Genomic DNA, 2,665 nt, shown 5'->3' with positions numbered 1-2,665 from the left:
CCACAAGATCACCATCAAGTGGAAGTTCACAAGGAAGCTGGCACGCCTGAAACTGAACTACTCATTCAAGCGGTCACAGTACTAGTGGCGGTTACCTGAACCGAGGTGTTCCGGCTATTACTTTACCGACAGCGCGCGCACCTTCTATGGATTCTCAACCTATGGATTCTCAACGCTAAAACATCGAATATGGAGGTTTTCCAGTGAATGGTAGCTGAAAGGGTAGATCAAGGTTGTAAGACCTTGAAGCCGATGTCCGTTGCTGGGTTCGGCTTGAATGGTTTGTCGCCCCTCCGAGGACAAGAGCCGGTGTCGCCGGGGTCACGCGTGCTTATGATGTATTCGCCCGGCGGCAGTTCGTAGTCCTTTGTTAAATCAATGCGGCTGCTGACGCATGTGTGCGCTGGAAGTGAAAATGAAACAGAGACCGTGCACATGAGCGGGTTGTAGTATCCCGAGGGGTCAGCCTTGCACTGTTTGTCTGAAGCTATCTGCCTCTTGTTTAGTACGCGATGGCCGTATGCGTCATAGAGAACGAAGCCACCAGCTTTGAGGTAAGCCGGTTCAGTACACGAGCCAAGCTCTATCGAGTGATTGCTAGAGTTGTTCGTCCAGAGGTAGAGCGGTATCGGCTCGTCTCTCACAAACTCGTGTTGCTCCAGCGACAGTTCATACTCGGGGTCGTGTGTGCCGTCGATTCGGTACGGCATGCCATGAGCGAGTAGCTCGGGCCTGTTGCACTCGGACGGGATAGACGCAATAGACGCTGGCTCATTTGCCTGCGCGAGCTTCGCCTGATGCAAATTGAGCGGGTCGCCATCGTAGTGACCTTTGCGCCACGCGCTGACGTCGATCGAGACGCAGTCGGGCGCTTCAAGGGGCACAGTCGCAGATAGAGCGATCTCTTCAGGTAGTGGCCGGGTGTTGCCTGGCTCAATTAAGCTGGCGTCTCGGTCTAAGCGCAATTGGAGCTTGGGCGTGGAGATACAGTAGCCCGTTTCCTTGCCAATGGCTCCTGCCAGAAGGTGCGCCATCTCGCCTTGGCTTAGGTCGATACGCCCATTGGGGCGCGGCATAAAGAGCTCATTTTCACAGTTGGGACACGCCAGCGGTAGGAACGGTTGGTAGTCACCCTTATCGTCGAGCCCACGCATAGCTGGCACCCCAGCGAGCGAACAGGCCTGCGGAGAGATGTTAGTCGCGTCGTAGGCGCGAAGGGTCTTGAGTGGCGTAGAGATGATTGGCGAAAGAGAGACGATCCGCAACTGGCTCGCGGTGCAGGCAGGAAGAGGGTCGAGGATGATGGCCTGCCTCGGGAGTGCGGGATCGCGCACAACAAGGTTGACCCTCGTGCGTGCGTACTGCATCGTGGCTTGCTGGCCAGTACCTCGACCGATGGGCGCTGTGATCTCATACTCGAGCGGACCAACATGTTTCGGGGTAAAGTCGAGATTACCCATCCAAAGACCCATGACTCCGGGTTTGTGGTACCACGGCACGGCCGGTGGTCCAGCGTTCTTATCCGGTGCGACGTTGTCGCACTGCTGGAGAGAGATGACGGTGGTTCCGTCCGACTCCCGTTTCCTCAGCTGACTGAAGGCGCACCCCTCGGCGGCCGTTCTTGGAAAGTTCAATTTGAGCGAGAACAGCCTATCCCCCAGCATGGTGCGCTTAGCCTGCGCGCCGAGCGACAGTAGGGGCGAAGCTGTGGCAATCTCCGTTGACATGGTGGGTGATGGAACGGTGAACTCGTGCAAGCCGCCTGGACCGTACCAGCCTAACCAGCTCTGTGGAACTGGCGAGGCGCTACTGTATCGACCGGGCCGATATCCAGTAACGGCAAATGGGCCACAGGCACGTATCCAGAGATGACGGATTTCGATCGATGGCTCGTTTCGTCGTTGCCATTCATACGAGAAGCCGAGGCGAACTCCGGAGTATAGATCGCAGTCTAATTCCGGTCCGGCCCGCGAGGTCCACACAAAGAGCAGGTGAGCCCATGCGCCAGGCTCAAGTACCTTGGGACGAGATTCGCTCTTACTCTCGGGCTCGTCGGTTCTCCCTGCGGTGTAGAACGGCTGGTTGTTGGTATCCGAAGTCGGTACCAAGGCGACCTGCGGAGACTCGAGCGAACAGGTAGCCGGGCTTATATTTTGGAGTTCTAAGACAAACAGGTGTTCGCCATATGTGAAGCTAGGCGGAGTTGGCAGGGCTGAAACATCCAACATCGCTGGCGAGCATATTTGTCCTGACGTTGCCAACGTCTGTGCAGAAATGGTTCTTCGTACCATACCGAACCAGCAGCAGAGTACACAGATCAGAGTCAAGCTGTTACGCATTTAGCCCTTTCATGCACTTCGTTGTTGTGGCACGCCAGCCGACTCCGATTGTCAGAATGTCGTGAAACATTACGACATCCAGAGATGGGATAAGGATACGTGTACCCATTGCAGCCTCGGTAATGATAAGTGTGCGTCCAGCGAAGGCTGGCATGAACAGTGGGTGAAAGTCCCACCGGGGTAAAAGTCCAAGCCCCGTAGCTTGAATAGCAGGAAGGTAGGCAACTGAACATCCTGAAGCCTATTGACAAAGCCATCTAAAAGGATGGTGAGCGAGTCACCGGGCCGTAACGCAAGTGAACCCATATGGCCTCGAAAGTACTGCA

At 55.8% G+C, this 2,665-nt stretch carries 1 protein-coding gene; it reads right to left on the bottom strand.

Features of this window, described 5'->3' with window-relative positions; all coding sequences use genetic code 11:
• Positions 1–227: 227 nt before the first annotated feature.
• The gene (locus Q363_RS31260; RefSeq protein ID WP_157468057.1) at positions 228–1,757 is read right to left on the bottom strand and encodes a hypothetical protein; all 1,530 of its coding nucleotides are present in this window, start codon (positions 1,755–1,757) and stop codon (positions 228–230) included.
• Positions 1,758–2,665 lie beyond the last annotated feature (908 nt).

Origin of the sequence: Edaphobacter aggregans DSM 19364, from assembly GCF_000745965.1 — a bacterium.
Lineage (GTDB): Bacteria > Acidobacteriota > Terriglobia > Terriglobales > Acidobacteriaceae > Edaphobacter > Edaphobacter aggregans.
This window is presented reverse-complemented; position numbering and strand designations above follow the sequence as displayed.